Below are 24,586 nucleotides of genomic sequence, written 5' to 3'. Positions count from 1 at the left end.
GTCCCCGTTGGCGTCGCCACTGCTCGCAGCACACCTTCACAGGCGCGGCCCGGCCTACCCGTCGGCGAGATCCGCCGCCGACGCGGGCAGCTTGCGTACCCGGGCCCTGCGGCGCTTGCGCTCCGGGATCATCGACCGCATCTCCTCGAGCTTGCCGAAGCAGAGCAGGCGGTCCTCGGGCTCGAGCACCACGTGCTTGCGCGGGTTCGGGATCACCTGCACACCCCGGTGCAGGGTCAGCACGGTGATGTCGCGATCCCACAGCCCGAGATCACCGAGCGCCTTGCCCACCTGCTCCGATCCCGCGTGCATCGTGAGCTCGGCCACGCCGTAGCCGGTCGAGACGCTGAGGCGTTGTCGCACATCGATCTCGGGGAAGTTGACCTGGTTCGCGATGTAGTCGATGATCGCGCCGGCCACGTCGAGGCCCGTCGCGGTCTCGATGCCCTGCAGTCCCGGCGAGGAGTTGACCTCCATCACCAGCGGGCCGTCGTCGCCCTCGAGCATGTCGACGCCCGCCACGCGCAGTCCCATGATCTGCGCGGCCCGCACCGCGGTCTGCTCGTACGCGGGATCGAGGTGCACCGCCTCGACGGTGCCGCCGCGGTGCACGTTCGAGCGGAACTCGTCGCCGCTCGCGATCCGCCGCATCGCCGCGACCACACGATCCCCCACCACCAGCGCGCGGATGTCGCGGCCGCGGCTCTCCGCGATGAAGCGCTGGATCAGCACGTTCTGCCGCGTGGAGTGCAGCGTCTCGATGATCGCCTCGGCCACCTTCACCTGGGGGGCGAGGATCACGCCGATGCCCTGCGTGCCCTCGAGCAGCTTGATCACGACCGGCGCGCCGCCCACGCTCTCGATCGCGGCGCGCACGTCGGCGCGGTTGCGCACGAAGGCCGTCGCCGGCATGTCGATGCTGTGGCGGGAGAGGATCTGGATCGCGCGCAGCTTGTCGCGAGCATTCGAAATGCCGTTCGCCGTGTTGGGCGTGTACACGTCCATCTGCTCGAACTGGCGCACGACGGCAGTGCCGAAGTAGGTGATGGAGCTGCCGATCCGGGGCAGGATCGCGTCGTAGTCGCTCAGCTGCTTGCCGCGGTAGAGCAGGTCGGGCTCCTCGGGCGTGGCGAGGTCGATCGCGAAGCGCAGGGTGTTGAGCACCCGCGCCTTGTGCCCTCGGTCGGCGGCGGCTGCCTGGAGCCTCTGCGTCGAGTACGCGTGCGGGGCGCGCGAGAGAATCGCGAGTTTCACCGTGGTTTCCTGCCAAGATAGATGCGTGAGCGGACCCCACTATTCAAGCACCCCGACGGGGTGGCGTGAATGGGTGTCGCTGCAGGGAATCGGCGTGCCGTGGATCAAGGCCAAGATCGACACGGGCGCCCAGACCTCGGCGCTGCACGCCACCGGGATCACCGAGTTCGAGCGCGACGGCGAGGCGTGGGTGCGCTTCGACGTGCAGCCCTGGCAGGTCACCGACGACGACGCGGTCGCGGTCGAGTTGCCGGTGCACGACCGGCGCACGGTGCGCAGTTCGTCCGGCCACGCGCAGGAGCGCCCGGTGGTGCTCGTGGAGATCGGGATCGCCGGCCGCACGATCGAGGCGGAGGTGACGCTGACCGACCGCGAGGAGATGGTGTTCCGCATGCTCATCGGGCGCGAGGCCCTGCGGCAGGGCTTCGTCGTCGACTCCGCCGCGTCGTTCCTGGGCGGCAAGCCCCCGCGGGAGATCCGACGCCGCAACCGCGGCGCCTAGCGCGCCCGCTCCATCTGCTCCGCCCCCGCGCCCGCCGCGCCCGCCGCGCCCGCTCCGCTCGCCGCGCCCCGCCGCACTCGCCACGCCCCGCGCCCCGCGCCCCGTCGCCATCGAGTGTGCGCATATCGTCCATTCGGCCGCGGAATACAGACGATTTGCGAACACTCGATCGCGTGAGGGAGCTACGCTGTGGTCATGAGCGGCAGCGACCTCGATCTCATCCCGGCCGGAACGGTCTTCACCTCCGAGCAGATCACGCACTACGCCGACCCGGACACGCGATCCCTCGAGCAGGCGGTGCTCGACGCCGACGTGCTCGTGAGCGCGCCGCACGCCGGCGCGGCGATCCCCGAGGAGGTCGCCGAGTTCCTCTCGCCGGCGCTGACCCGGCGGCTGCAGTACGATTTCAGCGACGTCTCCACCGCCGCGGTGGTCGTGCGGTGGGCCGAGATCGACCCGCGCATCGTCGCCGTGGTCAACCCGCACCCCAGGCTCATCCGCGATCCCAACCGCGCGAAGCCCGCCGACGTGCGCGCCGACCTCGCCGCCGCGATCGAGCGCGTGCGCGCCGCCGGAGCGTGGCAGCCCGTGGACCTGTCGGGCGTCGACGCGATCCGGCCGGTCACCTTCTCCTTCTTCCCGATCCTGGAGGTGCCCGACACCGATGCGGGCATGGCGCGCCTCGTCGACGCGTTCGCGCGGACCGCGGAGCAGGGGCTGGGCGTCTACGAGCGCACCCGCGACGAGCTCACCGAGCTGTTCCTGGCGAACGGGATGCAGCACGGCGGCGCCTTCACCCGGCTCTCGTTCCACGACACCATGAATACGACGACCACGCGCGACGGGGCCGTGAACGTGCCCCGCGCCGAGCGCGACCGGCTTCCCGACGTGGTGGCGCTCTCGAACCGCGGCGACCACCGAGGGGAGTCGCGCGATGCCGCCGATCCGCCGACCATGGACGGAGCCGACGTGCGCCGGCTGGCCGAGGCGCACCGCTCGGGGTTCGAGGTCGCCGACGCCGACGCGGTGCTGCTCAACCAGCCGTACCTCGGCAGCCAGGAGATCCTCGCGGCCGGCGCACAGTTCCGGGCGCTGCGCCGCGAGGCCGACGACGCGGGGCTGCGCCTCGGCGCGGTGCAGGCCGAGTTCCTGCGCGAGTACCTGCTGGGCCCGGACGCGACCGCGCGGCTCCACGAACCCGGCACCGGATGGGTGGACGAGGATCGCGAGCGCGTGGACGCGCTCGCCCACGCCTGCAAGCGGGCCTGGGACGTGTTCCGCGAGGAGGCGTAGCGCCTCCGCGACGACCGCGCGGTGCTGCGGGTGCGGGCCCGCACGTTCGGGCGGCGCTCGGCGCTCAGCCGCCCCAGAGCACCCCGAACAGCGCACCCGCCGCGATCGTCGAGGCCGCCAGCACCAGCGTCGGCACGAAGAAGGAATGGTCGACCAGCTTGGACCCGAGCTTCGTGCTGCCGGAGGTGTCGAAGTTCGCGGCCGCGATCTGCGAGCCGTTGGTGGGCAGCAGGTAGATACCCGCGAAGGCGCCGGCCCACATGCCGGAGAGCAGCCCCAGCGGGATCCCCGCCGCGAGCCCGATCGGCACGATCGTGCGCGTGGCGGTGGACTGGCTCGTGGTGAGCACGCACACGAGGAAGACGCCCAGCGCGAAGATCCACGGCACCGCGGTGACGAGCCCGCCGACGCCCTCGGCGATGAGCTCGGTGTGCGCGGCGAGGAAGGTGTCGGTCAGCCAGGCCAGGCCGAACAGCGCGATGGCCGAGACCATACCGGCGCGGAACACCGTCATGGTGGGGATCTCGGCCACCTTGGGCCTCGACACGAGCAGGATCACCGTGCCCGCGACGAACATCACGATCTCGATGATGGGTGTCATCGACACGGGATCGCCCACGGCGTCGAGGGGGCGGATCCCCTTGAACAGTCCGAAGGCGACGATCAGGGCGACCCCGATGAGGAAGATCAGCGCGGCGTTGCGGCCGGCCGAGGTGACGGTGACCTGCGCCTTCACCTCCTGCGCGTCGGCGTGGGGAGCCGGGATCTCGCCCGCGGCGATCTTCGCCTGGATCTCGGGATCGTCGGCGATGTCCTTGCCGAGCCGGTTGACGACGAGGCTCGAGATCACGATCCCGACGACCGCGGCGGGAATCGTGACCTTGAGGATGTCGATGAGTTCGAAGTTCCACGGCGCGGTGTCGGTGAGAGTGACCATCGCCGCCATGGCGGCCGATACGGGGCTGCAGGCGAGCGCGACGCCCGTCGCCACGACCGACAGCGACAGTGGCCGCGAGGGGCGGATGCCGTTGCGGTAGGAGAGGTCCTGGATCACGGGGAGCAGCGGGTAGAGGATGTTCGACGTGCCCGCGCCCACGGAGAACAGGAACGACACCAGGGGCGCGACGAGGGTGATCTGCTTCGGGTTGCGGGCGATGAGCTTCGCCGCGATCGACACCATCCAGTCGATACCGCCGGCGGCCTGCATCATCGATGACGCCAGCACGACCGACAGCACGATCAGCAGGGCGTCGACGGGCGGGGATCCCGGCGGCAGACGGAACACGAAGACGAGGATCGCCACGCCGGTGCCGCCCCAGAGGCCGAGCGCGACACCGCTCGAGCGGGTGCCCATCACGATGCAGCCGAGTACGACCAGCAGCTGCGTCACGAACAGAAACGTCTCCATGTCGCCCCTCACCTCCGAACCACCGTGGTTCCTGAGGCATAGCGTATCGGCGGGCCGCAAACGGGGCCAGAGGCTTTCGGCGGAGATCGTGGGCTCGCCGGCCGGCGTCGCCCCGAGCCGCTCCCGAGGCTCCGCTCCCGGCACCTTGCCCCGCGGCCTCGCCCCCGGTGACCGAGCCCTCAGCGACCACGCTCCCGGAACCGCCCCGGCGGCCGCGCCCGGAGATCACAATCTGATCGAGTTGCGCGATTTCGGGGCTGCGGATCAGTGCGAGCCCCGAAACGGCGCAAACAGATCGGACGGTCGTCGCGCTCCGCCCCACGTCTCACGTCCCTCGCGCCTCGCGCCTCGCGCCTCGCGCCTCGCGCCTCGCGTTCACGATATGATGAGTTCATCATTTCACTATTCCGTGAAGTCGGACCGAGCACCGGAAGGGATCGACGATGCCGCTCGGAGACGCGCAGCGCCCCCTCTACGAGATCAAGGCCAATCTCTTCAAGGGACTCGCACACCCCTACCGCATCCGCGTCCTCGAGATCCTCAGCGCGAGTCCCGAGGTCTCGGTGGCGGAGATGATCGCCGAGACCGGCCTCGCGCCCTCGCACCTGTCGCAGCACCTCTCCGTGCTGCGCCGCTACGGCCTCGTGCACTCCGAGCGCCGCGCGAGCGTCGTCTACTACCGGCTCGCCTTCCCCGAGGTCGCCGAGCTGCTCCACGTCGCCAGGCGCCTGCTGCTCGGGCTCCTCATCGATCACCAGGCCCACGGGGTCGCGGCCGCCGCGCTGCCCGCGATCGCCGGCCCCGGGAGCGCGGAACCCGTCTCATGAGGCGCTCGCCGCTCGCCCGCATCCGCGGTCTGCTGCCCTCGGCCGACGACTACCGCGGCCTGCGCTCGAGCTGGCGCGCCGACCTCGTAGCCGGGCTCACCGTCGGCATCGTCGCGCTGCCGCTCGCGCTCGCCTTCGGAGTGAGCTCGGGAGCCGGCGCCGAGGCCGGGCTCATCACCGCGCTCGTCGCCGGTCTCGTCGCCGCGGTCTTCGGGGGCTCGAACGTGCAGGTCTCCGGGCCGACCGGGGCCATGGTGGTGGTACTCGCTCCGATCGTCGCCGCGCACGGCATCGGCGCGGTGGCGGTGGTCAGCCTCATGGCCGGGGCGATCGTGCTGGCGGCCGGGCTGCTGCGGCTCGGCCGGGCCGTGAGCTACATCCCGTGGCCGGTGATCGAGGGCTTCACGGCCGGGATCGGCATCATCATCTTCCTGCAGCAGGTGCCGGCGGCGGTCGGCGCGCAGGGCGGCGGGCACTCGACCAACGCGGTCGTGGCCGCCTGGCAGGCGGTTTCGCAGGCCGACTGGCCGCAGGCGCTGCTCCCGCTCGCCGCCGTGGCCGCCGTCGCGACGATCATGCTGCTCGGACGCTTCGCACCGGCACTGCCGGCCTCGTTCATCGCGATCCTCGCGGTGTCGCTGATCGCGGCCTTCGCCCGGCTGCCGCTGCCCACCATCGGCGAGCTGCCGCACTCCCTGCCCGCGCCGGCGCTGCCCGCACTCGATCCCGCGATGCTCGCGAGCCTCGCCGGCCCCGCATTCGCGGTCGCCGCCCTCGCCGCGATCGAGTCGCTGCTGTCGGCGCGGGTGGCGGCGACGCTCGCCGACACCGGGCACGTGAACGCCGACCGGGAGCTCTTCGGGCAGGGCTTGGCGTCGGTCGCGGCCGGACTCTTCGGCGGCATGCCCGCCACCGGGGCCATCGCCCGCACCGCCGTGAACGTGCGCAGCGGGGCGAAGACCCGCGCGGCCGCGGCCGCCCACGCGATCGTGCTGCTGCTCGTGGTGCTCATCGCGGCCGACGTGGTCTCGGCGATCCCGCTCGCGGCGCTCGCCGGGGTGCTGATGATGACCGCCGCGCGCATGGTCTCGCCCGCCACGATGCGCCGTGTACTGCGCTCGGGGCGCTCCAGCGCGGCGGTGTTCGCCGTCACGCTGTTCGTCACCGTCGCCTTCGATCTCATCGTCGCGGTCGGCATCGGCCTCGCCGTGGCCGCATTCTTCGCGCTGCGGGCCCTCAGCCGCATGAGCGGCGCGCACCGGGATCCGCTGCCCGGCGAGCCGCAGCCCGGCGACGAGCGCATCGCCCTCTTCCACGTCGAGGGGTCGCTGTTCTTCGGGGCGGCCGACCGGCTCGTGGAGGAGATCTCGAGCGAACCCGACGTCGAGGTCGTGATCCTGCGCCTCTCGGGGCTCCAGCTCGTGGATGCCACCGGCGCCAACGCGCTCGCCGAGCTGGTGTCGACGCTCGAGCGGCGCGGCGCGACCGTGCTGATCAAGGGCGTACGGCCCGAACACCGGGCTCTGCTCGAACAGCTGGGGGTCATCGCGTCGCTGCGGCACCCGAACCATCTCTTCGCGGAGCTCGACGCCGCCCTGGCGCACGCCCGGTCGCACGTGCGCCGAGCCGCATGAGACCGCGTGCGTCCCGGACGATCACCGACAATCGGTCACGCGGAAGCGCGCTGCAACGTGCCGATCTCCTCGCCCGCCCCATTCCTCACGGTCATCGTGTCGCCGTCGACCGACACCTCCCGCACGGCGCGGAGCCAGTCGTCCACGCCGGGGCACGCCATGAGCGTCGCGGCGAACTTCTCGACGAGCACACGGTCCCGTTCGACCGTGTAGGTCGAGGAGATGCCGTTGCAGCCATCGGTTCCCCGAACCGTGCCGTCATCAGCGAAATCGAGGGTCGGGTTCCCCTGCTCGTCGGACGTCCATTCGCCCAGCACCTGCTGCGCCGTATCCTGACCCGCGGGGTCTCCCTCCTGGGCCCCGTTCGCGCAGGCCGTGAGCGCAGCGACGAGCAGCCCCGCCGTTCCGAGGTACGCGCACGCCCGGAAGAGACGTCCTTTTCCGACGAGATCAGTCATTGCGGTTCACGCTCCTTGCACCAGTTCCAGGCATGTTAGCGGCAAGATATGAGCGCACGTTCAGAAGAAAGTCGAAGTCGCTCCCTGATCGGGTATTTCCATAGATAGCGAGAGGCGGGGACGACCTCTTCGGCTTGCGAAGCTGAAAAGTTCCTCATAGCCTGGCAAACGGCCTCCGAGGTGCTGGAATGTCTAGCGGGAGCGCACGCGGGGGGAATATCGCGTGCGCGACGCCCAGCTTTCCGTCACTGCTGTGCCGAGGCGGCCATACACAGGGAATGAACAACCAATGGGGGACACACAAGTGACGAAACGTCGTCCGCTTGCGCTCGGCGCAGCAGTGGCCATCGGTCTGGGAAGCCTCTTCGCCGCCTCACCGGCGCTCGCAGAGGACACCCCGGCCGTCGAGGCCGACTTCACACAGGACCCGGCAGCCCTGGCATTCGCGGCCGCCGCACAGCTCGAAGAGAGCACTCAGATCGACGACCTCACCGTCGGCGCAGGCACGACGACCAGCGGCGATGCCATCGTGCTCGTCGACCAGGCGTATGCGGATAGCGAAGACGTCAAGGCCCAGGCCGAGCGCCTCGAGGCGAAGGTGGCGTTCATCGGCAAGGCCGTCGCCGATGGCGCGACGGACGTGGTCGGCGGCGCCGGCTACGCGGCATTCGACGCCGCCGGCGAGCCTCTCGGCGTCTGCTCGCTGGGATTCTCCGCGTGGTCGCCGGACGGCGAGCCCGCACTCATCACCGCGGGCCACTGCCAGAGCGCGAATGAGAGCATGGACGCGCAGGCGACCGCGCTCACGCTGCCCTCTTCCGAGCCCGCAGGAGGCGGCACCCAGACCTCCCTCAACGACACCGGCGTGCTCGGCGAATTCGGCTTCGCGCAGTTCGGCGGGCCCGGGAACAGCACCGGTAGCGAGAACGATCCGAACTCGACCGACATCGCGGTGATCGATGTCACGGATCCGAAGTTCACGCTGCACCCCGAGGTGACCGATTGGTCGACCGCTGCGGATGATGACCTCGCGGCAGAGACGACTCTCATCAAGGGCGTCTCTCGTCCTCAGTCCGGCACCGTCTCCAAGTCGGGACGCACCACCGGCCTGACCTCCGGATCCACGGAACTCGAACTGCTCTACACCGACGGCAACACCTACCCGACGGAGATCCTCGACGGCTACATGCAGATCTCGGGTCGCTGGGTGCACGGCTTCCTCGGCGGTGCGCTCACCGAACAGGGCGACTCGGGCGGCGCCGTCTTCCAGGGCGACCAGGCCGTCGGCGTCGTCAGCGGGGGGCCTGAGGAGCCCCCGGCCGAGGGCGACGATTGGGCCTGGTACACGCTTCTCGAGCCCGCCCTCGCGCACACCAACGGATACGAGGTCGCCATCCATCTCGATGCGCCGACCGTCGACAGCCCGGCCGATAACGAGACCGTCGAGCCGGGTGCCGACATCGAGGTGTCCGTTCCGGCCCCCGCCGACGAGCTCATCGTCACCGTCGGCGGCGAGACGGAGACGCTGCCGGTCTCGGGCGGGACCGTCACCCTGTCCGCGCCCGAGGAAGAGGACACGTACAACTACACGTTCGTCGCTCAGCAGGGGTTCAACACCTCCGAGGAGGCGGAGCTCACGATCACCGTCGACGACATCCTGCCCCGTCCCACCATCGATGGCCAGGAACTGACTGCGGCTGAGGGCGAGGATTCCGCCACGACCACCATCACGGGCACCGGCGAGGCCGGAGCCGCCGTCTCCGTCAACGAGATCTGGAGCGCGACCGTCGGGGAGGATGGTGCCTGGGAGATCGCCGACGTCAGCATGGGCATCGGTGAGAACCGGTTGAGCGCCACCCAGACGCTCGAGGGAGAGACCTCTCCGGAAGCGACCGGAACGATCGTGGTGACACCGGCCGCGCCGACCGTGCTGTCGGTCGACCCGAACCAGAGCTTCGCAGCAGAGGACGCGCCCAGCACGCTCTCGGGCGGCGGCCTGCGGGGCGCAGATGTCGAGGTGACGGTGAACGGCGAGTCCGTGACCAGTGGCGCAGCCTCTGCCGGATCGACGACGGCAGCGGCGTCCGCCGACCTCGAGGTGGGTGAAGACGGAACCTGGACGGTCGATTTCGGCGCACCGCTCACCACGGGCACCTACTCCGTGAACGCCTCTCAGACGTTCAACGGGGTCGCCTCGCAGACGACGACGGTGGTGTTCACGGTCGAGGCTGCGGCGACCGATCCGACCGATCCGACGGATCCGACTGACCCGACGGATCCGGGCGATCCGACGCAGCCGACCGACCCGACAGAGCCCGGCGAACAGCTTCCGACGACCGGAGCTGCAGGAGCGGACCTCATCCCGTTCGGGATCACCGCCGCCGCGATGCTCCTGCTCGGCATGGGAGCTCTACTGCTTGCAGCTCGCAAGCTCAAGGTGAACGAGGTCTGACCCTCGAGCACAGGAGCGCAGGAGATGGGATCGCCCCCGAGCCGCACGGCTCGGGGGCGATCCCGTTTCCGCAGAGCCCCGGCGGGACATCGGCACCGCGGTACCACCTGCACGGCTCTCCGGTACCACCCGCGCGGCACCCGCGGCCGATGCGCGGCGGCGCGATGGCGGGGAGGCTGGTAGTCATGGACACGACCGCTTCGATCACCCTCCCCCGCGCATCGGACGCCCCGAGGGCCGCCCAGTCGCACGCCTCGCTCGCCGCGCGCACCCGCGTGCGCTACCTCGGCGTCGACCTCGCGCGATTCCTCGCCATCGTGGGCATGATGGCCACGCACCTCGTGGCGGTGAACGCGATGAACCCGACGGCCTCCGAGTTCGAGCAGGTGGCGGCGCAGCTCGCACAGACCCTCACGTCGGGCATCGCCGCACCGCTCTTCGCGGTGCTCGGAGGGCTCAGCGCGGTCTTCGCGACCCGGCGCCTGATGCGCGCAGGACGGGTCGGCGCGGCGATCGCGGCCGTCGCGCTCCGCGGCGCGGTCCTGATCCTCATCGGCCTGCTGCTCGGCCTGATCGTCAGCCCCGTCGTGGTGGTGCTGGCGTACTACGGCGTCGCGATGATCCTCATCGCTCCCCTCATCGCCGCGCCGAGCTGGGTGCTGGCGACGCTCGCGATCGCGTTCGGGATCGCCGGCGGCCCCCTGAACGCGCTGGCTCGCGGGGCGCTCGGCGTGGTGAACGAGGGCGGATCCGTGACCTTCGAGCCCCTCTTCGCCGACCCGCTGGGCGCGCTCCGCGCGCTCCTGCTGACGGGCGAGTACCCCGCCATCACCTGGATCGTCTACCTGCTCACGGGCATGCTCGTAGCCCGCCTGTTCGTCTCGGCCACCGCGCGGCGCACCCTGGTGCGCGCAGCCGGCGCGGTCGCGGCCGTCGGCGCCGCGGCCGCGGTCGGCGCGCAGCTCGCCTCGAACTGGGCGGCCGCCCACCTCTCGGTGCTCGGCTTCGCCCCGGTGCCGGGTCTCGATCCCGAGATGTTCCGCTCACTGCTGATCGCGCCCACCTTCGGCGCGCCGTTCTCGTCCGAGCTGTGGGCGCAGCTCGTGGCCACGCCGCACTCGGGTTCCCCGATGGACCTGCTGCGCACGATCGGCATCGCGTGCGCCGTGATCGGCCTCCTCGTGCTGCTGTGCGACGCCCGCGGCGCTGCGCGAGACGGACGTCGCACCGGCGGCGTGCTCGAGGCGCTGCGCTGCGTCGGCGCGGCACCGCTCACCGTCTACACCCTGCACATCGTCGCCACGGGACTGCTGCTCGCGCCGGTCATGGAGGATCCCGCGGTGCTCGAGAACGGCATCCCCTGGTGGGCCGCCGGCACGGGTGCGTTCGCGCTGCAGCTCGCGGGAGTGCTCGCGATCGGCGCGATCCTCGCGGCGCTCGACCGGCGCGGCCCGCTCGAGGCGCTCACCTCCGGCGCGGTGCGCCTCGCGGTGCGCGGCTGACGCCGAGTGTGACGCCGCTTTACCGGCCGGCTCGCGCGGGATCGGCGCCCGGGGGAGCATGGGGGCATGACCGACCGCGAGGACTGTACCGATCCGGGTGGCGTGCCCTTCGCCGAGCTCGACCCCGCGCTGCTGCGCACGCAGCGCACGAGCCTCAAGTGGACCCGCTACCCCGCCGACGTGCTGCCCCTCTTCGTGGCGGAGATGGATTTCGCCGTGGCCCCGGTCGTGCAGCAGGCGCTGATCGACCGCGTGCTCGCCTCCGACACGGGGTACCTCGACGGCCCCGGTCCGCTCGCCCCGGCCTTCGCCGGCTTCGCACGGGATCGCTGGGGGTGGGAGGTGCCGCACGACCATGTGCACCTCGCCACCGATGTGGCGACGGGCATCGTCGAGTCGCTCCGGCTGTTCAGGCCTGCGGGCGGGCGGATCGCTCTGCCGACTCCGGTCTACCCGAGCTTCTTCGAGATCCTCGACGAGGTGCCGTTCGAGGTGGTGCAGATCCCGCTGGTGAGCACCGCGACCGACCCGGTCGAGCGCACCGAGAGCCCCGAGGCGCGTCTCGATCTCGACAGGATCGAGCGGCTCTTCGCGAGCGACCCGGGCGTCGACGCCTTTCTGCTGTGCAGCCCGCACAACCCGCACGGGCTCATCCACTCGGCCGATGAGCTCGCGGTGCTGGCGCGCCTCGCCGCGCAGTACGACGTGTTCGTCGTCTCCGACGAGATCCACGCCCCGCTCGCACACGTCGGGCAGGCCTTCACCCCCTTCGCGCCCCTCGCGGCCGCGGCCGGGGCCCTCTCGGTCACCACGACCTCCGCGAGCAAGGGCTGGAACCTCGCCGGCACGAAGTGCTCGGTGATCGTCGCCGCCGACGCGCGCGCGAACGAGATCCTGCGCCGCCTGCCGCCCGAGGTCGCCTGCCGCTCGAGCATCCTCGGGCTGCACGCCAGCGTCGCGGCCCTCGTGGACGGCCGTGACTGGCTCGATCGCGCGATCGCGCAGTTCGAGGCCAACGACCGGCTGCTCGGCGAGCTGGTGCGGGATCGCCTGCCCGGGGTGCGCCGCACCCGTCCGCGGGCCGGCTACCTGGCGTGGCTCGACTTCCGCGACGCCGGGCTGGGCGACGACCCCAGCCGCCGCATCCTGTTCGACGCCCGCGTCGCACTGAACAACGGCGCATCGTTCGGCGAGGGCGGATCCGGGCACGCGCGCCTCAACCTCGCCTGCGCCCCCGACACCATCCGCGAGGCCGTCGACCGGATCGCGCGTATCCTCCCCGAGAAGGAGTCCTCATGATCGAGACCGCGCAACCCGTCTACGACTGGAACGGCTTCGGCTTCGACACCCGCCAGGTGCACGCCGGCGAGTACCCCGACAAGAACCACGGCCTGCGGGTGCCGCCGATCGCGCTCTCCGCGGGATACCTGTTCGAGGACTTCGACGACCAGGTGAGCCGCTTCAACGGCAGCATCCACTGGCGCGCCGAGGAGCACCCGGGGCACGAGGATCCCGAGGGCTTCTCGCCGAGCGAGCGGTCGGCGATCTACTCCCGTCAGGGCAACCCCTCCAACTGGGTGGCCGAGGAACGGCTCGCCTCGCTCGAGGGCGGCGTCGTCTCGGTGGCGGTGTCGAGCGGTCAGGCCGCCATCTCGTCGGCACTGTTCGCGCTGGCGCAGCAGGGCGACCACATCGTCTCCACGGCCTCGATCTACGGCGGCACGCGCATCCTCTTCGGGCGCAGTTTCAAGCGCTTCGGCATCGAGTTCGACTACGTCTGGGACGCGGACGACGACGCCGAGTGGGAGCGGGCCATCCGCCCGAACACGAAGGCCATCTACACGGAGACGGTGCCGAACCCCTGCAACGACGTCACCGATCTGCGCCGCATCGCGGAGGTGGCCGCCCGCTACGATCTGCCGCTCGTCGTCGACAACACGGTCGGCACTCCCGCGCTGATCCGCCCCTTCGAGCACGGCGCGAACATCGTGGTGCACTCGGCCACGAAGTTCCTCACGGGGCACGGAGCCGCCGTGGGCGGCGCGATCGTCGACGGCGGCAACTTCGACTGGGAGGCCGCCGAGCGTGCGGGCCGCTCATACCCCCTCATCACGCAGTCATCGCGGCCCGGCGTGGCCCCGATGCTCGAGCGCTTCGGCTCCGGGGCCTACGCGCGAGCCGTGCGCGAGTCGGTGGTCAACGACATCGGACCGACGCTGTCGCCGCTGCACGGCTTCCTGCTGCACCAGGGCATGGAGACGCTGTCGCTGCGCATGGAGCGCCACGTGGCCTCCTCCCAGACGATCGCCGCGTGGCTCGAGCAGCAGCCCGAGGTCGAGTCGGTCGACTACGCCGGGCTCCCCTCGAACCCGCTCCACGGACTCGCGGTGCGCGATTACGGCACGGGCACCGGAGAGAACGCGGGGATCGCCCGCACCGGCTCCGTGTTCGGCGTGACCGTGCGCGGCGGCGTCGACGGCGCGCGGGCGTTCGTCAACGGGCTGCGGGTGTTCTCGCGCATGACCGGCATCGGCGACACCCGTTCGATGGTGCTGCACCCGCTCACCTCCACGCACGGCACCTTCGCTCCCGAGATCAACGATCGGCTCGGGATCACGCCCGGCCTGCTGCGTCTCTCGGTCGGCCTCGAGTCGGCCGACGACCTGATCCGCGATCTGCGCGGCGCGCTGGATCGGGTCGCCGCGGTCTAGACAGCGCGTCGCGGACGCCGCGCTGCGGACACCGCGCTGCGGACACCGCGCTCGACCGTTCTCGAACCCCCGTTCCACCGACCGTCGTGGCTTGCTGTGCGCATATTGCCGGAATTCCTGCGGAGTTCCGGCAATATGCGCACAGCAAGCCACAGCATGCGCGACCGGGGCTCCGGCGAGCCGCGACCGCGGGATGCCCGGCGGCCGCGGGGCGGTGCGGCCGCGGCGTCCGCTTCCTACCGCAGGGCCCGCCGCGCGGCCTCGACCGCCTCCGGGCTCGCGGCGTACTGGTGCTCCGCGGTGGGGAACGCGCCCTCGCGCACCTCGTCGGCGTAGGCCGTGATGGCCGCGACCGTGTCCTCGCCGATCGCCGCGTAGCGCTTCACGAACTTGGCCGGGCGCCCCTCGGTGATGCCGAGCAGGTCGTGCAGCACGAGCACCTGGCCGTCAGCCGATCCCGCGCCGATGCCGATGATCGGGATCCGCAGCACCTCCTTCAGCAGGTCCGTGATCTCGGCGGGGACGGCCTCGACCACCACGCAGAAGGCGCCGGCCTCCTGCACCCCGATCGCCTCCTCGACCACGCGCACCGCGCTCTCGGTCGTGCGCCCCTGGGCGCGCAGGCCGCCCAGCGCGGTCGCGGTCTGCGGTGTGAGCCCGACATGCCCGACCACGGGGACGCCGGCGGCCACGATGGCCCGGATGCGGCTCAGGCGCTCCTCGTTGCCGCCCTCGAGCTTGACCGCGTCGGCGCCGGCCTCCTTCGCGAACCGCACCGCGGTCTCGACGGCCTGGGCATCCGATACCTCGGTCGAGCCGAACGGCACGTCGCACACCAGGAAGGCCGACTCGGTTCCCCGGCGCACCGCCTTCGCGAGCACGAGCATCTCATCGGTGGTCACAGCGACCGTGGAGCCGTACCCCAGCACCACCTGAGCGCCGGAGTCGCCCACGAGCACCATGTCGACCCCCGCGCGATCGGCGGCGCGCGCGCCGGGGTAGTCGTAGGCGGTCACCATCACGATGGGCTCGCGGGCGGCGCGCTTCTCGTGCAGCATCGGGATCGTCATCCGTGGCATGTCATTCCTCCTCGTGGGAACGGGACGGTTCCGGATCGCCCTCCGCGATCCGCAGCACTGCGTTGTCGATCAGCCGCACCTCGCCCACGCGCGCGGCGACGGCGAGCAGGGCGGATCCCTCGATCCGCCTCATCGGCTCGAAGGTCTCCGGGTGCACGACCGCCACGTACTCCACGTCGAGCCCGGCGGCGCGCAGCGTCTCCTCCGCGCGCGCCTCCAGCATTCCCGCATCCCGCTCGCCGGAGGCCGCGGCCTCGACCGCCGCCTCGAGCGAGCGCGGGATCGCGAGCGCGCTCCGACGCTCCTCGGCGCTCAGGCGCACGTTGCGGCTGGAGCGGGCCAGCCCGTCCGGGTCGCGGGAGGTGGGGCAGCTCACGATGCGGGTCGGGATGCCGAGATCTGCGACCATGCGGCGCACCACGAGCAGCTGCTGGGCGTCCTTGAGGCCGAAGTAGGCGGAGTCCGGCAGCGCCGCGAGCAGCAGCTTCGAGACGACGGTGGCGACGCCGTCGAAGTGCGAGGCGCCGCGCGAGGCCCCCTCGAGGGTCTCGGTGAGGGCCCCCGTCACGCGTACCGTGGTGGCGAAGCCCCGCGGATACATCTCCGCCGCATCGGGAGCGAAGATCAGGTCGACCCCCGCCTCCGCGGCGAGCGCGGCGTCGCGCTCCTCCTGCCTCGGATAGGCGGCGAGGTCGGCGGCCTCGTCGAACTGCGTGGGATTGACGAAGATGGAGAGCACGACGGCGTCGTTCTCGGCGCGGGCCGCGCGCACGAGCGAGAGGTGACCCTCGTGCAGCGCGCCCATGGTCGGCACCATGCCGACGCGACGGGTCGCGGCGGCCGGGCTCGCGGATCCCGGCGCCTCGGCCAGCGCCGCACGCAGCTCCGCGATCGTGCGCACGATCCTCATGGCGCGCTCCTCTCCGCGGCGAGCTCGCGCGCGGCTTCCACGAGCGCGTCGAACAGCTCGACCCGATCGGGCAGGCGCTCCGCCACCGCGGCGCGCTGGGCCGCTACCGTGGCCTCGTCGCCCCGCGCGATGGGCCCGGTCAGCGCGGCGGCGGCACCGAGCTCGGCCCAGTTGCGCAGCGCGGCGCGTGCGAGCGGAGCCAGGGCATCGCGCGGCACCCCGGCGCTCGCGGCCAGCCGCTCGGCGAAGCCCTCGAGCACCACGAGGTAGTTCGCCGCGACCGAGGCCGCGGCGTGGTAGGCGGCGCGATCCTCGTCCGCCACCCGGAACGTCTGCATGCCGAGCAGCCGGGCGATCTCCCGCGCGACCTCCAGAGCCCGCTCGCTCGAGCCGTCGACCGCGGCGTGCGCACCCGCGAACGCGGTTCCCGCGCCGGTCACCGTGAGCAGCGGGTGCAGGCTGAAGACCTCCTCATGAGGGCCCAGCGCATCGAGGCCGGTCGCCCCCGAGAGGTGGCCGACCGGGCGCCCCGGCCGGACGCGCGCCGCCGCCTCCGGGATCGCCGCATCGGGCACCGCGAGCAGTACCGCCTCGGCGTCCTCCCCCGAGGCGCCGCGGCCGCCGAGGGGCAGCAGGTCCGCCCCCGCCCCGCGCAGAGCCTCCGCGAGGGCGGTGCCCATGCGGCCCCGGCCGATGATCTGAATGCGCATGCGCGCTACAGCTCCAGGCCGTACAGGTTGGGCTCGGGCGCCAGGACGACGCCGAACTCCTGCTGCACCCGCTGCACGACCAGGCGGGCGAGCTCGGCCACATCGGCCGCCGAGGCCCCGCCGCGGTTGGTGATGGCGAGCGTGTGCTTCGACGAGATCGCCGCGCCGGATCCCGGGAGCCGGAGCCCGCGCTCGACCCCCGCGTTCTCGATCAGCCACGCGGCGGAGAGCTTCACCATGCGCTCGGGCGCCGGCAGCGGCACGCGCAGCGGCACGCCCGCGGCGAGCTCCTCGAAACTGGTGACCGCCGGGGGCGGCTCCTCCTCGTCGAGGGGGAACCGCGGCGCGTGCTCCGGCAGCTCGCGGGAGAAGTGCTCGGTGACGATGGGGTTCGTGAAGAAGGATCCCGCGCTCCAGGTGTCGTGATCCGCGGGATCGAGCACCATGCCCTTCGAGGCGCGCAGCCGCAGCACCGAGTCGCGCAGCCGCCGCAGCGGCACCCGGTCGCCGATCTCGACCCCGAGCGCGCCGGCGAGCTGCGCGTAGCGGACCGGCGCCGAGAGCGCGCGGTCGCCGGCTCCCGCGTCGCCGCCGGCGGCATCAGCGCCGTTCGCGTCACCGAGCAGCAGATCGATCGACAGCACCACACCCTCGAGGCCGCGCTTGATCACCGAATCGCGATAGCCCAGCTCCAGTTCCTCGACCGTCATGCGCCGCACCTCGCCGCTCTCGCGCTCGAGGAACTCGATCGAGTGCAGCACGTCCGACAGTTCCTGGCCGTACGCGCCGATGTTCTGCACGGGGGCGGCCCCGGCCAGCCCGGGGATGCCCGAGAGCGCCTCGATGCCCGACCAGCCCCGGTCCACGCAGGTGGCCACCAGGTGGTCCCAGTCGTGTCCCGCCTGCACGCGCAGATGCACGCCGCCCGGGTGCTCGCCCTCGTCGACGCGCGCGATCCCCGTGCTGCGCACGAGCAGCACGGTGCCCGGGAAGCCGTCGTCGCTGACGACCGTGTTCGATCCACCGCCCAGCAGCAGCCAGGGATCACCGGCGTCCCACAGCTCGGTCGCGTAGCGCACCAGGTCCTCGAAGCCGTGCGCGACGAGGATGCGCTCGGCAGGCCCGCCGACGCGCATGGTCGTCAGCTCGGAGAGCGGGGTTCCGTCGCCGACCGGCTCGGGGGCGATGTCGGGAAGCGTCACTCGAACGCCACCGCGAGCTGCGCCTTGCCCAGCACGGTCGCGCCGTCGAAGACGACCTTGAGGTCGAGGCGGACGGTGCGCAGCGACTCGTCGAGCGCTCCGACGGTCGCGGTGACGGTGATGGTCGCGCCCTCCGCGGGGTCGACGGGAACAGGGCGGGTGAAGCGGGACTGATAGTCGATCACGCGGCCCGCGGAGCCCAGCCAGTCGGTGGCCACGGATCCCGCGGCGCCCATGGTGAGCATGCCGTGGGCGAGCACGCCGGGCAGCCCGACGGAGACGGCGACGTCGTCGCGGTAGTGGATGGGGTTGAAGTCGCCCGAGGCGCCCGCGTAGCGCACGAGGCGGTCGCGGGTGAGCAGCAGCTCGCGCTCGGCGACGATCTGACCGGCCGACAGCTCTTCGAAGACGGGGGTGCTCATGCGGTTACTCCTCTCCCCGGACGACGAGCGTCGAGACGGCGGTGACGACGTGCTCGCCGTCGGCGTCGACGATCTCGCTCGACGCCGTCACCATGGAGTGGCCGCCGAGCTGCTTCACCGCGGCGACGGTGAGCGTCGCCGCGAGCTCGTCGCCGGCGACGATGGGGCGCGTGTACGTGAAGCGCTGATCCCCGTGCACGACGCGCGAGAAGTCGACCCCCGCCTCCCCGTCGGCGAGCAGCTGGGCCAGCGTCGCCTCCTGGACCACGACCGCGAAGGTCGGGGGCGCGACGACATCGGTGTAGCCGGCGGCCCGGGCGGCCTCGGGATCGAGGTGGAGCGGCGAGGCGCTCAGCACGGCGCGGGCGAACTCGCGCACCTTCTCACGGCCGACGAGGTACGGGGCGGTCGGCGGATACACGCGCCCTTGGATCTCTGGATTCACCACGCCGCAAGTCTACCGCGGGCGCCATTCCCGGACTCGCGGGTGTCGCGCATCGCGGCACGGTCCGCCGGGCGCGCGCCGGCCTGCCTCCGCGCGGAGGAGGCAGGCGCGGACGCGCGGCTGATTACTTCCTGCCGCCGAGGAGACCGCCCAGCAGATCGCCGAGCCCGCCGCCGGACGAACCTCCGGAGGATCCCGATCCCCCGCCCAGGAGGCCCCCGAGCAGATCGCCGAGATCGCCCCCGGAGGATCCGGATCCCGAACTCGCCGGACCGGCGCCCGAACCGCCGCCGAGCAGCCCGCCCAGCAGGTCCCCCAGCACCCCGCCGAGCCCGCCCTCGGCGGAGCCCGAGGAGGCCGTCGTGCCCGCGGCCGATCCCCCGCCGAGCCGGCCCGCGAGGAACTGCATGACGAGGGGCGCGAGCAGCGGCAGCAGCTGGGGGATGAGGTCTGCGATGACCGAGCTGCCCGAGTTCGCCCCCAGCGCCTTCGCGACGTCGTCCTTCTGCTCGCCCAGCACGTGCTTCACGATCTTCTTGCCGTCCTCGGCGTCGATCGCCTCGAGCGAGAGCTTCTCCGCCGGCGACTCGTGCTGCTGCACCGCGCGGGCGAGGCTGTCCGCGCCGTCGGCGGCGCTCGCGTTGACCGCCATGCCGCCGATCAGGCCGGGCAGCGCCTGGCGCACCGCGGCCTCGACCGTGCCCTCGTCGACTCCGAACCTCGCCGCCAGATCTCCGAGCGGCACCTGCTGCAGCAGCGTTTCGACTTCCGACTTGCCTGCCATGTGATTCCCTCCGTCGGGATTGCGGTTCCGGTGCCGGCGCCCGGTCGGATCGTCGGCTTCTTCCGAGAGTAACGCGCTCGGCGCGCTCGCGAACCCCCGCGGCAGGATTTATGCCTGTCGGCAACGAATCGCAGAAAGGTTTGTGGCGTATATCCAAGGCTGGGCTCCGTCCCTGGAATAGGCTGTAATCCATGTCGCGCATTCGTAAAGTGCTCATCGCCAACCGTGGCGAGATCGCCGTCCGCATCATCCGCGCCGCCGCAGACAGCGGCATCGCCTCCGTGGCCGTCTACGCCGATCAGGACCGTGACGCCATGCACGCGCAGCTGGCCGACGAGGCGTACGCGCTGAACGGCACCACCAGCGCCGACACCTACCTGGTGATCGACAAGATCCTCGGCGTCGCCCGCCGCTCGGGCGCGGACGCCGTGCACCCCGGCTACGGCTTCCTCGCAGAGAACGCCGACTTCGCGCGCGCCGTCATCTCGGCGGGCCTCATCTGGATCGGCCCCGGCCCCGACGCCATCGAGCGCCTGGGCGACAAGGTCTCGGCCCGCCACGTCGCCGAGAAAGTCGGCGCACCCCTCGCGGCCGGCACGAGCGACCCGGTCGCCGGCGCCGACGAGGTGCTCGCCTTCGCCGACGAGGTCGGCCTGCCCATCGCCATCAAGGCGGCGTTCGGCGGCGGCGGCCGCGGCCTGAAGGTCGCCTACGAGCGCGACGAGGTGGCCGAGCTGTTCGAGTCGGCCACGCGCGAGGCGGTCGCGGCGTTCGGCCGCGGCGAGTGCTTCGTCGAGAAGTACCTGGAGAAGCCGCGCCACGTCGAGACCCAGTGCCTCGCCGACCAGCACGGCAACGTCGTCGTGGTCTCGACGCGCGACTGCTCGCTGCAGCGCCGCCACCAGAAGCTCGTCGAGGAGGCTCCCGCGCCGTTCCTCACCGACGAGCAGAACGAGAAGCTCTACGCCGCGTCGAAGGCCATCCTCAAGGAGGTCGGCTACGTGGGCGCCGGCACCTGCGAGTTCCTCGTCGCGAAGGACGGCACAGTGTCGTTCCTCGAGGTGAACACCCGCCTGCAGGTCGAGCACCCGGTCTCCGAGGAGGTCACGGGCATCGATCTGGTGCGCGAGCAGTTCCGGATCGCCGAGGGCGGTGTGATCGACTACCCGGATCCGGTGCCGCACGGCCACTCCTTCGAGTTCCGCCTGAACGGCGAGGATCCCGGCAACGGCTTCCTCCCGGCTCCCGGCCCCGTGACGCTGTTCAAGCCGGCCGCCGGCCCGGGCGTGCGCGTCGACACCGGCGTCGTCACCGGCGACGTGGTCTCGGGGGCCTTCGACTCGATGCTCGGCAAGCTCATCGTCACCGGGGCGACCCGCGAGGAGGCGCTGCAGCGCGCCCGCCGCGCCCTCGACGAGTTCGAGATCCAGGGTCTGCCCACCGTGCTGCCGTTCCACCGCAAGATCGTGCGGGATCCCGCTTTCACCGCCCCCGATGGCCGCTTCGGCGTGTACACGCTCTGGATCGAGAGCGAGTTCGAGAACGACATCGAGCCGTGGGAGGGCGAGATGTCGGCGATCGCGCAGGACCCGAAGCGACGCACGGTCGTGGTGGAGGTCTCGGGGCGGCGCGTCGAGGTGACCATGCCCGCGACGCTGCTCCCCCTCGTCGACCAGGAGGTCACCCGCGGCCCCGCGCCCAAGCGCGCGAAGGGCACCGGCGTGGCCACGGCCACCGGCGACGCCGTGGCCGCTCCGATGCAGGCGACCGTCGTGAAAGTGGCCGTCGAGGAGGGCCAGCAGGTCTCCGAGGGCGACCTCGTCGTGGTGCTCGAGGCGATGAAGATGGAGCAGTCGATCTACGCCCACCGCGACGGCGCGGTGGCGGGCATCGACGCGCCGATCGGCCAGACGGTGCCGAACGGGCACCTGCTGCTCAGCATCGTGGATCCCGCTTAGGGGCGGCGGATCGCCGGTTCCGCCCGGCGGCGGCGTGACGAGCGCGCCCGAACCGCCGCGAGCGGCGCTGCGGCGCTGCGGCGCTGCGGCGCTGCGATCCGCCGCTCGCGGCGTGACGCGCGGCCTCAGAACACCCAGTCGGCGCCGGCCGCGACGGGCCACGACCACGCGGTCGCGGCCCGCGCCAGCGCCCCGGGGCGCCGCGCCGTGACGAGCCCGGCCTGCGCGAGCGCCGCCAGCGAGACGGCGCCGAGGTGCGCGGCGCCGAGTTCGCGGATGTCGAGCGCGAGATCGGGTTCGGCCTCGCTGCGCGACACCTCGACGGCCCCGTGCGCCTCCGCGCGCACCCGCCAGCGTCCCGCGTTCCGCGGCAGCAGCGCGTCCGTCACCTCGAGCACCGCGTCGACGGGCGCGGCGTAGCGCCGCGCCGCGAGTGCGCGGGGGAGATCGAGGATCCTGATCCACTGCAGATCGTTCGTCACCGGCAGGGCGCCCCGCACGTCGATGAGGAGCGACAGGATCGGGTCGTCGACCGGCATCGGGCCGGTCTCGACGCGGGCCATGAGGTCGAGGTCGAGCAGCACCGACCACAGGCGGTGCGCCGCCGCGGCATCGAGCGCCACGGCGTCGCGCAGCTGCACCGTCCCATCGGCGATGTTCCGGTTCCAGGCCGACTTGCGGCGGAAGCGGGCGTACCCGCGCGGCTCCCCCGCGCCGTCGCGCACGACGAGCACCCGCTGCGCCTCCTGGCCCCGGTGCAGCTCGGGCGGATCCTGATCCGCCGCACGCCGCAGCTCCGGGGTCTCCCAGCTCGCCCAGCCCGGCCGCCCGATCCCCTCCGGCAGGCGCGCGTACTCCCGGTGCATCGCCGCGATCGATTCCCCGTGTCGGGCCGGATCCCACTCCGCGAGATCGACCTCGAGCCCGTCGGAGCCCGGCACGGGTCGCAGCCCGGCCCCGCGCGGGATCGTCAGCGAGATCTGCGACGCCGCCATGCCGTATCCGAACCTGCCGTAGATGGCGGCCTCGGCCGCGTTGAGACCCGAGATGGCCTCTCCGCGCCCGAGGCAGTCCGCGAAGTGGTGCGCGATCATCTCGCGCAGGATCCCCCGTCGCCGATGCCCGGGGTGCACGCCCACCCAGGTGAGCCAGCCGCAGGCCGTCTCGGCTCCCGGCACCGGGAACGACCGCAGCGAGTACGCGCCGTACATCGCCGCGAGCTCGCCGGTGCGCGCTCGCTCGTGCTCCACGGCCCAGGCGCGCCCCCACGGGATCGGGTGCTCGACGGCGAGCAGATCCTCGATCGGGATCTCGGTGGGGAAGGCCCAGGCGTCGAGGCGCAGTACCCGCTCCAGGCGGCTGCGATCCTCGAGACGGGCGAGGCGATAACCATCGGGAAGCGTCATGCTCCCCAGTATCCCGGATCAGAAAGGTTACAGCTGTGTCACAATTCCGAAGCGAACACACAGTTGTCGCGCATCACCCCGCGTACAATACATTCAGCATCTGATTGATTCGATAGTTGGACAAGGAAGTCACATAATGACACAGCCGGTCGCCGTCAGTTCCACGCGAGAGCGACGAAAGGTCGTCGCCGCCTCGGTGATCGGCACCACCATCGAGTGGTACGACTTCTTCATCTACGCCTTCGCCGCCAACCTCGTGCTGGCCAAGCTCTTCTTCGAGCCCGCGGGCGAGGGCATGATGCAGATCCTCTCGCTGCTCACCATCGGCCTCTCCTTCCTCTTCCGCCCGCTCGGCGCCTTCCTCGCGGGCCACTTCGGCGACAGGCTCGGGCGCCAGCCCATGCTCGTCATCACGCTCCTGCTCATGGGCGTGGCGACCGTCGGGATCGGCCTCCTGCCCGCCTACGATGCGATCGGCCTCGCGGCACCCGTCATCCTGATCCTGCTCCGCATCCTGCAGGGCCTCTCGGCCGGCGGCGAGTGGGGCGGCGCAGTGCTGATGTCGGTCGAGCACGCCCCGAAGGGCAAGCGCGGCCTCTACGGCATCTTCCCGCAGCTCGGCGTGCCCTTCGGCATGCTGCTCGCCTCGGCCATGCTCGCGCTCATGCGCGTCGTCGCGCCGGGCGAGGCGTTCGAGGAGTGGGGCTGGCGCGTGCCGTTCCTATTCTCCGTCGTGCTGATCGTCGTGGGCTTCATCATCCGCAAGACGGTCGACGAGTCCCCCGTCTTCAGCGAGATCAAGGAGACCCGCCAGCAGGAGTCGGCCCCCATCGTGCAGGTCTTCAAGCAGCACCTGCCGCTCGTCATCCTGAGCGCGCTGCTCTTCGCCGGCAACAACGCCGTGGGGTACATGCTCACGGGCGGTTACGTGCAGGGCCTCGCGTCGCGCCCCGAGGATCAGGGCGGACTCGGCTACGACCCGGTGCAGGTGCAGCTCGCGGTGCTGACCGCGGCCATCGTCTGGGCGATCTTCACCTTCCTCTCCGGCCCGCTCTCCGACCGCTACGGACGGAAGCCGATCATGAACCTCGGCTGGATCGTGCAGGCACTGGGCGTCATCCCGCTCTTCCAGTTCGTGTTCAACGGCGGCGTCGGGGGTGTGCTCCTCGGCACCTCCCTGCTCGCCGTGGGCCTGGGCCTCACCTACGGCCCGGCCGCGGTGTGGTTCGCCGAGACCTTCCCCGCCTCGGTGCGCTACTCGGGCATCTCGATCAGCTACGCGCTCGGCGGCGTCATCGGCGGCGCCTTCGCGCCCACCATCGCGCAGATCCTGCTGCAGTCGTTCGGCACCACCTGGGCGATCGTTGTCTACCTGCTCTTCATGACCTCGCTCGGCCTGCTCGCGAGCGTGCTGCTGAAGGATCGCTCCAACATCCCGCTCGACCTCGAGTTCGAGCGCAGCGGGCAGTGGAAGAGCTGGACCCCGGCCAAGACCGGGGCGTAGACCGCGGGCGCTCGCGCCGCTCCTCGTCGAGACCGAGCCCGCTGTTCGAACCCGAGCCCTCCAGCGTCGAGAACTCGAGCGGTTTCGAACAGCGGGCTCGGTCTCGGCACGGGTCAGGCGGGCCG

21 protein-coding genes are annotated in these 24,586 nt (G+C 71.7%); 10 read left to right on the top strand and 11 right to left on the bottom strand.

From position 1 onward, the window contains the following. Positions 1-54 precede the first annotated feature (54 nt). Positions 55-1,254 (bottom strand): RimK family alpha-L-glutamate ligase, encoded by a 1,200-nt coding sequence (locus ACWKZU_RS03660; protein WP_449281035.1) that lies wholly within the window; start codon positions 1,252-1,254, stop codon positions 55-57. 25 nt (positions 1,255-1,279) lie between these two features. On the opposite strand from ACWKZU_RS03660, the gene ACWKZU_RS03655 reads away from it, so the two are divergent. Then, positions 1,280-1,756 carry an ATP-dependent zinc protease family protein gene (locus tag ACWKZU_RS03655; protein ID WP_449281034.1) on the top strand — a complete coding sequence of 159 codons (477 nt, stop codon included), beginning with the start codon at positions 1,280-1,282 and terminating at the stop codon, positions 1,754-1,756. 195 nt (positions 1,757-1,951) lie between these two features. Next, positions 1,952-3,049, top strand: a complete 1,098-nt coding sequence (locus tag ACWKZU_RS03650) for an N-formylglutamate amidohydrolase (protein WP_449281033.1) — start codon at positions 1,952-1,954, stop codon at positions 3,047-3,049. A gap of 64 nt (positions 3,050-3,113) precedes the next feature. On the opposite strand, the gene ACWKZU_RS03645 is transcribed toward ACWKZU_RS03650, so the two are convergent. Beyond that, positions 3,114-4,457, bottom strand: a complete 1,344-nt coding sequence (locus tag ACWKZU_RS03645) for an anaerobic C4-dicarboxylate transporter (protein WP_449281032.1) — start codon at positions 4,455-4,457, stop codon at positions 3,114-3,116. A gap of 443 nt (positions 4,458-4,900) precedes the next feature. On the opposite strand from ACWKZU_RS03645, the gene ACWKZU_RS03640 reads away from it, so the two are divergent. Beyond that, positions 4,901-5,284 (top strand): ArsR/SmtB family transcription factor, encoded by a 384-nt coding sequence (locus ACWKZU_RS03640; RefSeq protein WP_449281031.1) that lies wholly within the window; start codon positions 4,901-4,903, stop codon positions 5,282-5,284. Further along, positions 5,281-6,918: a SulP family inorganic anion transporter gene (locus tag ACWKZU_RS03635; RefSeq protein ID WP_449281030.1), complete on the top strand. Its 1,638-nt coding sequence runs from the start codon at positions 5,281-5,283 to the stop codon at positions 6,916-6,918. The genes ACWKZU_RS03640 and ACWKZU_RS03635 overlap by 4 nt, the downstream gene beginning before the upstream one ends. Before the next feature lie 35 nt (positions 6,919-6,953). Here the strand turns inward: ACWKZU_RS03635 and ACWKZU_RS03630 are convergent, their stop codons facing one another. Further along, entirely contained in the window at positions 6,954-7,376 is a 423-nt protein-coding gene (locus ACWKZU_RS03630; RefSeq protein WP_449281029.1) for an META domain-containing protein, read from the bottom strand. A 289-nt stretch (positions 7,377-7,665) separates the two neighbouring features. Between ACWKZU_RS03630 and ACWKZU_RS03625 the strand changes: the two genes are divergently transcribed. The 4 genes from ACWKZU_RS03625 (at position 7,666) to ACWKZU_RS03610 (ending at position 14,041) form a co-directional block, all read left to right on the top strand. Continuing rightward, positions 7,666-9,828, top strand: coding sequence for a S1 family peptidase (locus ACWKZU_RS03625; RefSeq protein ID WP_449281028.1), 2,163 nt, complete (start codon positions 7,666-7,668; stop codon positions 9,826-9,828). A gap of 185 nt (positions 9,829-10,013) precedes the next feature. Beyond that, positions 10,014-11,330, top strand: coding sequence for a heparan-alpha-glucosaminide N-acetyltransferase domain-containing protein (locus ACWKZU_RS03620; RefSeq protein ID WP_449281027.1), 1,317 nt, complete (start codon positions 10,014-10,016; stop codon positions 11,328-11,330). Between the two features lie 66 nt (positions 11,331-11,396). Continuing rightward, complete coding sequence (locus ACWKZU_RS03615) at positions 11,397-12,629, top strand: MalY/PatB family protein (protein ID WP_449281026.1); 1,233 nt, start codon at positions 11,397-11,399, stop codon at positions 12,627-12,629. After that, positions 12,626-14,041 (top strand): O-acetylhomoserine aminocarboxypropyltransferase/cysteine synthase family protein, encoded by a 1,416-nt coding sequence (locus ACWKZU_RS03610; RefSeq protein ID WP_449281025.1) that lies wholly within the window; start codon positions 12,626-12,628, stop codon positions 14,039-14,041. The genes ACWKZU_RS03615 and ACWKZU_RS03610 overlap by 4 nt, the downstream gene beginning before the upstream one ends. 236 nt (positions 14,042-14,277) lie before the next feature. Here ACWKZU_RS03610 and panB read toward each other — a convergent pair whose 3' ends face one another. From panB to ACWKZU_RS03575, 7 genes are all read right to left on the bottom strand, one after another. Continuing rightward, positions 14,278-15,120, bottom strand: coding sequence for a 3-methyl-2-oxobutanoate hydroxymethyltransferase (gene panB, locus ACWKZU_RS03605; RefSeq protein WP_449281024.1), 843 nt, complete (start codon positions 15,118-15,120; stop codon positions 14,278-14,280). 1 nt (position 15,121) lies between these two features. Then, on the bottom strand, positions 15,122-16,030 hold the full coding sequence (gene panC / locus ACWKZU_RS03600; RefSeq protein WP_449281023.1) for a pantoate--beta-alanine ligase: 909 nt from the start codon (positions 16,028-16,030) through the stop codon (positions 15,122-15,124). After that, complete coding sequence (locus tag ACWKZU_RS03595) at positions 16,027-16,740, bottom strand: DUF2520 domain-containing protein (RefSeq protein WP_449281022.1); 714 nt, start codon at positions 16,738-16,740, stop codon at positions 16,027-16,029. The genes panC and ACWKZU_RS03595 overlap by 4 nt, the downstream gene beginning before the upstream one ends. 5 nt (positions 16,741-16,745) lie before the next feature. Beyond that, positions 16,746-17,876: a UDP-N-acetylmuramate dehydrogenase gene (locus tag ACWKZU_RS03590; RefSeq protein ID WP_449281169.1), complete on the bottom strand. Its 1,131-nt coding sequence runs from the start codon at positions 17,874-17,876 to the stop codon at positions 16,746-16,748. Positions 17,877-17,938: 62 nt separating this feature from the next. Beyond that, positions 17,939-18,364, bottom strand: a complete 426-nt coding sequence (locus ACWKZU_RS03585) for a MaoC family dehydratase (protein ID WP_449281021.1) — start codon at positions 18,362-18,364, stop codon at positions 17,939-17,941. 4 nt (positions 18,365-18,368) lie between these two features. Further along, a complete protein-coding gene (locus ACWKZU_RS03580; RefSeq protein ID WP_449281020.1) occupies positions 18,369-18,812 on the bottom strand; it encodes an FAS1-like dehydratase domain-containing protein in 444 nt (147 codons plus the stop codon). Between the two features lie 121 nt (positions 18,813-18,933). Next, positions 18,934-19,593 carry a DUF937 domain-containing protein gene (locus ACWKZU_RS03575; protein WP_449281019.1) on the bottom strand — a complete coding sequence of 220 codons (660 nt, stop codon included), beginning with the start codon at positions 19,591-19,593 and terminating at the stop codon, positions 18,934-18,936. A 191-nt stretch (positions 19,594-19,784) separates the two neighbouring features. Here ACWKZU_RS03575 and ACWKZU_RS03570 point away from each other — a divergent pair, with 191 nt between their 5' ends. Continuing rightward, entirely contained in the window at positions 19,785-21,551 is a 1,767-nt protein-coding gene (locus ACWKZU_RS03570) for an acetyl/propionyl/methylcrotonyl-CoA carboxylase subunit alpha (RefSeq protein ID WP_449281018.1), read from the top strand. A gap of 125 nt (positions 21,552-21,676) precedes the next feature. On the opposite strand, the gene ACWKZU_RS03565 is transcribed toward ACWKZU_RS03570, so the two are convergent. Continuing rightward, positions 21,677-22,957, bottom strand: coding sequence for a GNAT family N-acetyltransferase (locus ACWKZU_RS03565; protein ID WP_449281017.1), 1,281 nt, complete (start codon positions 22,955-22,957; stop codon positions 21,677-21,679). Between the two features lie 136 nt (positions 22,958-23,093). Between ACWKZU_RS03565 and ACWKZU_RS03560 the strand changes: the two genes are divergently transcribed. After that, entirely contained in the window at positions 23,094-24,461 is a 1,368-nt protein-coding gene (locus ACWKZU_RS03560) for an MFS transporter (RefSeq protein WP_449281016.1), read from the top strand. Positions 24,462-24,586 lie beyond the last annotated feature (125 nt).

The organism is Leucobacter sp., from assembly GCF_053528595.1.
This window is presented reverse-complemented; position numbering and strand designations above follow the sequence as displayed.

Excerpts from the sequence above, each read along its gene's own strand:
- ACWKZU_RS03635 (WP_449281030.1), top strand. The coding sequence starts at position 5,281 with ATGAGGCGCTCGCCGCTCGCCCGCATCCGCGGTCTGCTGCCCTCGGCC.
- ACWKZU_RS03595 (WP_449281022.1), bottom strand. The coding sequence starts at position 16,740 with ATGCGCATTCAGATCATCGGCCGGGGCCGCATGGGCACCGCCCTCGCG.
- ACWKZU_RS03630 (WP_449281029.1), bottom strand. The coding sequence starts at position 7,376 with ATGACTGATCTCGTCGGAAAAGGACGTCTCTTCCGGGCGTGCGCGTAC.
- ACWKZU_RS03615 (WP_449281026.1), top strand. The coding sequence starts at position 11,397 with ATGACCGACCGCGAGGACTGTACCGATCCGGGTGGCGTGCCCTTCGCC.
- ACWKZU_RS03575 (WP_449281019.1), bottom strand. The coding sequence starts at position 19,593 with ATGGCAGGCAAGTCGGAAGTCGAAACGCTGCTGCAGCAGGTGCCGCTC.
- ACWKZU_RS03585 (WP_449281021.1), bottom strand. The coding sequence starts at position 18,364 with ATGAGCACCCCCGTCTTCGAAGAGCTGTCGGCCGGTCAGATCGTCGCC.
- panB (WP_449281024.1), bottom strand. The coding sequence starts at position 15,120 with ATGCCACGGATGACGATCCCGATGCTGCACGAGAAGCGCGCCGCCCGC.
- ACWKZU_RS03610 (WP_449281025.1), top strand. The coding sequence starts at position 12,626 with ATGATCGAGACCGCGCAACCCGTCTACGACTGGAACGGCTTCGGCTTC.
- ACWKZU_RS03645 (WP_449281032.1), bottom strand. The coding sequence starts at position 4,457 with ATGGAGACGTTTCTGTTCGTGACGCAGCTGCTGGTCGTACTCGGCTGC.
- ACWKZU_RS03650 (WP_449281033.1), top strand. The coding sequence starts at position 1,952 with ATGAGCGGCAGCGACCTCGATCTCATCCCGGCCGGAACGGTCTTCACC.
- ACWKZU_RS03590 (WP_449281169.1), bottom strand. The coding sequence starts at position 17,876 with ATGCGCGTCGGCGGGCCTGCCGAGCGCATCCTCGTCGCGCACGGCTTC.
- ACWKZU_RS03570 (WP_449281018.1), top strand. The coding sequence starts at position 19,785 with ATGTCGCGCATTCGTAAAGTGCTCATCGCCAACCGTGGCGAGATCGCC.
- ACWKZU_RS03620 (WP_449281027.1), top strand. The coding sequence starts at position 10,014 with ATGGACACGACCGCTTCGATCACCCTCCCCCGCGCATCGGACGCCCCG.
- ACWKZU_RS03625 (WP_449281028.1), top strand. The coding sequence starts at position 7,666 with ATGGGGGACACACAAGTGACGAAACGTCGTCCGCTTGCGCTCGGCGCA.
- ACWKZU_RS03640 (WP_449281031.1), top strand. The coding sequence starts at position 4,901 with ATGCCGCTCGGAGACGCGCAGCGCCCCCTCTACGAGATCAAGGCCAAT.
- panC (WP_449281023.1), bottom strand. The coding sequence starts at position 16,030 with ATGAGGATCGTGCGCACGATCGCGGAGCTGCGTGCGGCGCTGGCCGAG.
- ACWKZU_RS03560 (WP_449281016.1), top strand. The coding sequence starts at position 23,094 with ATGACACAGCCGGTCGCCGTCAGTTCCACGCGAGAGCGACGAAAGGTC.
- ACWKZU_RS03565 (WP_449281017.1), bottom strand. The coding sequence starts at position 22,957 with ATGACGCTTCCCGATGGTTATCGCCTCGCCCGTCTCGAGGATCGCAGC.